General features: G+C 60.5%; 6 protein-coding genes and 1 pseudogene. 2 read left to right on the forward strand and 5 right to left on the reverse strand.

Features of this window, described 5'->3' with window-relative positions; translation table 11 throughout:
- The 5 genes from RV1423_RS27855 to RV1423_RS27875 form a co-directional block, all read right to left on the reverse strand.
- Positions 1-145 (reverse strand): ATP-binding cassette domain-containing protein (locus tag RV1423_RS27855; protein WP_155835343.1); only part of this gene is annotated, 145 nt, incomplete at its 3' end.
- A 9-nt stretch (positions 146-154) separates the two neighbouring features.
- The gene (locus tag RV1423_RS27860) at positions 155-1,054 is read right to left on the reverse strand and encodes a LysR substrate-binding domain-containing protein (protein ID WP_034303887.1); all 900 of its coding nucleotides are present in this window, start codon (positions 1,052-1,054) and stop codon (positions 155-157) included.
- 15 nt (positions 1,055-1,069) lie between these two features.
- Positions 1,070-2,329, reverse strand: a complete 1,260-nt coding sequence (locus RV1423_RS27865) for an ABC transporter substrate-binding protein (protein WP_231502538.1) — start codon at positions 2,327-2,329, stop codon at positions 1,070-1,072.
- A gap of 158 nt (positions 2,330-2,487) precedes the next feature.
- A complete protein-coding gene (gene tcuA / locus RV1423_RS27870; protein ID WP_034303889.1) occupies positions 2,488-3,963 on the reverse strand; it encodes an FAD-dependent tricarballylate dehydrogenase TcuA in 1,476 nt (491 codons plus the stop codon).
- A gap of 139 nt (positions 3,964-4,102) precedes the next feature.
- Positions 4,103-5,584 (reverse strand): aldehyde dehydrogenase, encoded by a 1,482-nt coding sequence (locus tag RV1423_RS27875; RefSeq protein WP_034303890.1) that lies wholly within the window; start codon positions 5,582-5,584, stop codon positions 4,103-4,105.
- Positions 5,585-6,009: 425 nt separating this feature from the next.
- Between RV1423_RS27875 and RV1423_RS27880 the strand changes: the two genes are divergently transcribed.
- Positions 6,010-6,765, forward strand: coding sequence for an electron transfer flavoprotein subunit beta/FixA family protein (locus RV1423_RS27880; protein WP_034303891.1), 756 nt, complete (start codon positions 6,010-6,012; stop codon positions 6,763-6,765).
- A gap of 12 nt (positions 6,766-6,777) precedes the next feature.
- Positions 6,778-7,112: pseudogene (locus RV1423_RS27885) on the forward strand (electron transfer flavoprotein subunit alpha/FixB family protein); the annotation flags it as partial.

Raw genomic sequence — 7,112 nt, forward strand, 5'->3', positions numbered from 1 at the left:
TGAAACAGGTGGTCTTGCCGGCGCCGTTCGGTCCGATCAGCGCATGGATGTGGCCGCGCTCGATTTGCAGATTGACCGCGCTCACCGCCGTGAAACCCTTGAATTCCTTCGTCAGGTTTTTTGTCTCCAGAATGATGTCCATGATGTCTTTCAATTAATCCCGCCGCTGTCCCTGTGCTGCCCGCATCAGCCAGTCGATGAACAGTTTGAGCGTCGGCGATGCCTCCTCATGCTCGGGATACACCACGCAATACTTCTTCAGTCCGCGAATCGGACGATCTATCGGTATCAGCAAGGCGCCGCTTCTCAACTCATCCTCGACATACAGACGCGGCACCAGCGCGATGCCCCTACCGTAACAGGCCGCCTGGATGATCATAGAGAACAGGTCGTGGCGCGGTCCGCCGATCGGATTGATTCCCTGGCAACCCTGCATGTCGAACCAGTGGCGCCAGGCGTCCTCGCGCGTGTTCTTGTGCAGCAGCGGATAAGCGGCCAGCTCGTCGACGCTGAGCAACGTCTTTCCGCCCAGCAGTTGCGGACTGCACACCGGCACCAGTTCCTCCTCGAACAGCAGTTCCTGCGCGTTGCCGGCCCAGGCCGGATGTTCGTAATGCACGGCGGCATCGAACACCGAATCGCCAAACAGGAAGGGCAGCGCGCGTTCGCTCAGGTTGACCACGATCTCCGGATACAAGCGGCTGAATTCCGATAGCCTCGGGATCAGCCACTTGGTCGCGAACGTCGGGATCACCGCCAGCTCAAGAATCTGCTGGCCGTCCTGGTAAGCCATCGCGCTCAGTGTATTGCGCTCAAGCCGGTTGAGGTCTTCGCGCACGTGCACGAAATAAGCCTTGCCGATATCGGTCAGTTGTACGCGCTTCTTCACGCGATGGAACAAGCGCAAGGCGAGGAATTCTTCCAGCCCCGCGATCTGGCGGCTGATCGCGCCTTCCGTCAGCGACAGCGCGTCCGCCGCGCGCGAAAAACTCTGATAACGCGCCGCCGCTTCAAAGGCCATCAATGCAGTGATGCTGGGAATCTTCCTACGCATCGACGGCCCGCTCCATCATTGTTTCTTGGCAAACGTGCAGCTACCGCTGGCCAGCGAGGGATAAGCCTCGTCGCCCGGCACGACGGCGCGCACATTGTAGTAGTCCCACGGCTTCTTCGACTCGGCCGGCGTCTTCACCTGCATCAGGTACATGTCATGCACCAGCAGGCCGTCGGCGCGGATCTTGCCGTTCTTGGTATAGAAGTCGTTGACCGGCGTTTCCTTCATCTTCTTGATCACCACATCCGCATCGTCGGTGCCGGTCGCCTTGATCGCATTCAGGTACTGCATGGTCGAGGAATAATCCGCAGCTTGGATCGAGGAAGGCATCTTGCCCATGCGCTTGTAGAAACGCTCGGACCATTTGCGCGTCTCGTCATTCGTGTCCCAGTAGAAGGCTTCGGTGATGTACAGACCTTGCGCGGCTTTCAGGCCGAGCGCATGAACATCGTTGATAAACATCAGCAGGCCGGCGAACTTCTGCTTGCCGGAATTGAGCATGCCGAATTCGGACGCGGTCTTGATCGAGTTGATGGTGTCGGCGCCGGCATTGGCCAGGCCGATGATCTTGGCGCCGCTCGATTGCGCTTGCACCAGATAAGATGAGAAGTCCGAGGTATTGAACGGATGCTTGACCACGCCCACCACCTTGCCGCCGTTGGCCTCCACCACGGCGGTGGTGTCGGCCTGCAGCGAATAGCCGAACGAATAGTCGGCCGTCAGGAAGTACCAGGTGTTGCCGCCCTGCTTGACGATGTACTTGCCGGCGACGTTGGCCATCGCCGCGGTGTCGTGGTTGTAATGCAGGCTGTACGGCGTGCAATCTTCGTTGGTTACGCGCGTGGTGCCGCCGCCGGTGACGATGGCGATGCGTTTCTTCTCCGCCGCCACCTTGATGGTCGCCAGCGCAGTGGCCGAACCGGAAATGTCGGTGATCATGTCGACCTTGCGCTGGTCGATCCATTCGCGCGCCGTCGAAGCGGCGATGTCGGCCTTGTTCAAGTGATCGGCCGAAATCACTTCGATCGGCTTGCCGTTGACCTTCCCGCCGAAATCCTCGACCGCCATCTTGACCGCTTCCACTGCGCCCTTGCCGGCGAAATCAGAGAAAGTGCCGCTCAGATCGGTCAACACGCCGATACGCACGACGTTGTCGGAAATGCCTTGCGGCTGGGCGGCGGCGTTGCCGTACAACAGGGCGGAACAGACGGCCGCGCTGATTGCCTTGAGCGCCAGGGAACTGCCGGGATACTTGAGGACGTGCTTGATGTTCATGATGGTCTCCTGATTGGAAAAATGAAGCCTTGCGCTGCAATCGGGCAGCCCGCAGCAAGCGCAGGCGCGAGCTGCTCCCGATGACAATGCAAGTCATCGCTCTCTTGTTTTACATACATCGAAACTCTCTGGTGCAGCGCTATTGGCAGCAACAGCCGCTAGCGAACCTTGGCACGCAGACCGGCCGCCGCATGTTCGCCTGCGATCTTGCCGAATACCGCGCCGCGCATGACGGACGTCGCCCCCGTATAAACCTGATAGTACAAACCGGCAGCCTCGCCCGCCGCATACAAACCCGGAATAGGCCGACCATCCTGATCGATGACTTGCGACTGCTTGTTGGTCTTCACGCCGCCGTAGGTGAAGCAGATGCCGGGAATGATCGGATAGGCATAAAACGGCCCTGCATTGATCGGACGCGACCAGTTCGACTTGTTGATGTCCAATCCCTGCGTCGCCAGTCCATCGGCTTCCAGCGGCTTGAACTCACCATCCCGGCAGGCCGCGTTGTACTCCTCGATGGTGCGCAGGAAAGGTGCTGCCGGCAAGCCGCAAGCCTCGGCCAACTGCTCCAGCGTGTCGGCCTGGATCGCCGGCTGGTCGGTGCGGATGCTCTTCTTCCAGTTCGGCACGTCGTGGATGCGCTGGTCGAACACCACATAGGCGATGCCGTCGGGCTGGTAGCCGATGTCGCGCGAGATATGGTCGTAGTGCACATCGACCGGTCCCGGCGCTTCATCCAGGAAGCGCTTGCCGCGCTTGTTGATCAGCACGCCGTAAGTGAAATTCATCACCAGCGCTTCGGTCGCTCCCGAGCGCGGATCGAGCGGCTCCGCATGATAGGAGCCGAAATCGCCCGCCGGCGCCGCGCCGGCGGCCAGCGCCATGCGGATGCCTTCGCCGCGGTTGTAATAGCCGCCGCGGGCAACCGGGCGCACGAACTTGGCGCTGTCGCCTAGGTATTGCGTCAACATTTCGGGATTGCCTTCGAAGCCGCCCGACGCGATCATCACGTTGGTCGCGTACAGCGCTTCCTGCCGGCCGTCCGGACCGGTGACCGTGACGCCGAAAATATCGTCGACGCCGCGTTCCATCTTCGTCGCGGTGGTTTGATAACGGAACTCGACGCCGATCTTTTGCGCATGCGCCAGCAAGGCTTCGATCATCGCCAGGCCGCCGCCGACCGGCATCAGGCGCGGCGCCGCGGCGGTCACGAAGTAAGTCGGCAGCGTGTCGAAACGCACGCCGAAACCCTTGAGCCATTGCACGGTCGGGCCGGCCTGTTCCGACAAGGTCGAAATCAGCTCCGGATCGGGCATGCCGTGCGCCTTGACGTAGGAAGGCCAATTGGCGTATTCGCCCGAGACTTCCTGAACGATGTTCGGATCGAGGTTGTAGCCGGCATTGCTGATCAGACGCTCTTCGAAATCGTCGCTGACTTCGCTGTCGCTTTTCATCCGGAAATAGGATTCGGTCCAGCGCGTGTTGCCGCCGAACTCTTCACGCACCGAACGCTCCAGCACCAGCACGCGCGCTCCCGCCGTGGCCGCCGACACCGCCGCCGACAAGCCGGAGATGCCGCTGCCGATGACCAGCAGATCCCAGTTCGCGGAATTTCCCGATTGTGTATTCATGTTGCACACCTGTTCTGTTGCGGCGCCGGCCCGTCTCCACTGCCATGCCGGCCGGCGCCTTGTCTCTTCATGGCCCCCTGCTTGCGTCGGCCATGTTATACCTCAGCGCGACGGGCGCGTCCGGGGTCTTATACAGTGCTTAGTACTTCCGGATGAACGGATCGGGCATGTCGAGGTCGGTCGAGATCCACACGCTCTTGGTCTCCAGATATTCCTTGACCGCTTCGATGCCGCCCTCGCGCCCCATGCCGCTGTCCTTGTAGCCGCCGAACGGCGTGGTGAAGCTGGTGGAACGGTAGTTGTTGATCCACACGGTGCCGGCCTTGATGCGCGACGACATCAGCATGGCGCGATGCAGGCTGGTGGTCCAGACGCCCGACGCCAGTCCGAAACGGATGTCGTTGGCGATGCGGATCGCGTCTTCTTCGTCTTTGAACTTGATCACCGACAACACCGGGCCGAACACTTCTTCCTGGGCGATGCGCATGTCGTTGCTGACATCGACGAAAATCGTCGGCTCGACGAACTGACCGGCGCCAAAGCCTTCGCCGGTGCGGGCGTTGCCGCCGAAGACGCAACGCGCGCCTTCGTTCTTGGCGATGCCGATGTATTCCATCACCTTCTCGAACTGCGGACGCGTCGCCACCGGACCGACCTGCACGTCCGGCAGGGTCGGGTCGCCCAGCTTGGCCTTGCTGGCAATGGCCACCAGGCGTTCGACGAATTCATCGTGGATGCCTTCCTGCAGCAGCAGGCGCGAGCCCGCCATGCAAGTCTGGCCGCCGGCCGAGAAGATGCCGGTGATCACACCGTTGGCGGCGCGCGTCAGATCGGCGTCGTCGAAAATGATGTGCGGCGACTTGCCGCCCAGTTCCAGCGACACGCGCTTGAAGTGCTGGGCGCCGAGCACGTTGACCTTGCGGCCGCCTTCGTCGCCGCCGGTGAAAGCGATGCGCGGCACCTTCGGATGCGTCACCAGCGGTTCGCCGACTTCGGCGCCGAAACCGGTAATGACGTTGAACACGCCCGGCGGGAAGCCGGCTTCGACAAACAGCTTCGCCAGCTCGAACATCGACACGGAAGTATGTTCGGACGGCTTGGCGATGATGGTATTGCCCGCGCACAGCGCCGGTGCGACTTTCCATGCCGTCAACAGCAGCGACGAATTCCACGGGGTGATCGTGGCGACCACGCCGATCGGTTCATAGCGGGTATAGTTGAACACCTTGGGCTTGTCCATCGGGATGACCGCGCCCTGGATCTTGTCGGCGAGGCCGCCGTAGTAATAGAAATATTTGGCCATGTAGCGCACCTGGCCGCCGACTTCGCTCTTGAGCTTGCCATTGTCGCGGCTCTCGGCCAGCGTCAGCGTATCGGCGTGCTTCTCGATCAGGCTGCCCAGCTTGTGCAGCAGCAGGCCGCGATCGGTGGCCGACATCTTGCCCCATGGACCTTCCATCGCCGCCGACGCCGCTTCGACGGCACGATCGACGTCGGCCTTGTTGGCGCGCGGAACTTCAGCCCATGCTTCGCCGCTGAAAGGATCGAGGGAATCGAACCACTGGCCGGAGAGCGGATCGACCCACTCGTTGTTGATGAATAACTGATAGCGCTGCGCCATGCGTGGCTCCTTAAAAAATAAAATTTCGTCGTTCTTTGTCATCGATGAAAAATTATTGTTTTTTTGGAGTGCTGGTGGCAAACGAATAATAGTAATGAAGTTGTGCCGATTTGGAATCAACTGCCTTGCGCGGATTTTTCCGATGCTGCGCAAAGCCTTTCTGCCATTAGGTTTTATACCGATACACAGAATCCATCTCTTGATTTTTTTGCTGCATTGCACTTAAAAAAGCATTGCAGAATACATTCCTTGCGCGCCGAAAAAAACGCGAGATGATGACATCCGCGCACAAGGTCATTCATTCTTATCGTTTGCGGGCGCGCTTCAATCGGCCAATACTTCGGTCCGTGCGATGTCCGCATGGTGTTTCGCCACGCGTAAAAATAGTGACGTCGCGTCTTTGAACATTGTGGAGACCGGCAAGCATGAAAGTATTAGTCCCCGTGAAGCGGGTAGTAGATTACAACGTGAAAGTACGGGTCAAGAGCGACGGCAGCGGCGTGGACATCGCCAACGTCAAGATGTCGATGAACCCGTTCGACGAAATTGCGGTGGAAGAAGCCACGCGGCTGAAGGAAGCGGGCAAGGTCACCGAAGTGATCGCTGTTTCCTGCGGCGTGACGCAATGCCAGGAAACCCTGCGCACCGCGATGGCCATCGGCGCCGACCGCGGCATCCTGGTGGAAACCTCCCCTGATCTGGACCTGCAACCGCTGGCCGTGGCCAAGCTGCTGAAAACCCTGGCCGACAAGGAACAGCCGCAACTGATCATCCTCGGCAAGCAAGCCATCGACGACGACAGCAACCAGACCGGCCAGATGCTGGCAGCCTTGCTGGGCTGGCCGCAAGCGACGTTCGCCTCCAAGGTCGTGCTGGAAGACGGCAAGGTCTCCGTGACGCGTGAAGTCGACGGCGGCCTGGAAACCTTGGCATTGACCCTGCCCGCCATCGTGACCACCGACCTGCGCCTGAACGAGCCGCGCTACGTCACCCTGCCCAACATCATGAAAGCCAAGAAGAAGACGCTCGACATCGTCAAGCCGGAAGACTTGGGTGTCGACGTCGCCCCGCGCGTGAAGACGCTGAAAGTCACCGAGCCGCCCAAGCGCAGCGCGGGCGTGAAAGTGTCGGACGTGGCCACGCTGGTGGCCAAGCTCAAAAACGAAGCCAAAGTCATTTAAGGAAGAGACGACATGACCGCACTTGTCATTGCAGAACACGACAATGTCAGCCTGAAGGGCAGCACATTGAACACCGTCACCGCCGCAATACAGACGCAACAACAGGCCGGCGGCGAGGTCCACATCCTGATCGCCGGCCACAACGCCAAAGCGGCCGCCGATGCCGCCGCGCAGATTGCCGGCGTGACCAAGGTCCTGCTGGCCGACGCGCCGCAATTCGCCGACGGACTGGCCGAGAACGTTGCCGAACAAGCCCTGGCCATTGCCAAGGACTACAGTCACATCCTTGCCCCCGCCACCGCCTACGGCAAGAACATCCTGCCGCGCGTGGCCGCCAGGCTGGACGT

The organism is Herbaspirillum sp. RV1423 (assembly GCF_000577615.1).
Lineage (GTDB): Bacteria > Pseudomonadota > Gammaproteobacteria > Burkholderiales > Burkholderiaceae_D > Herbaspirillum.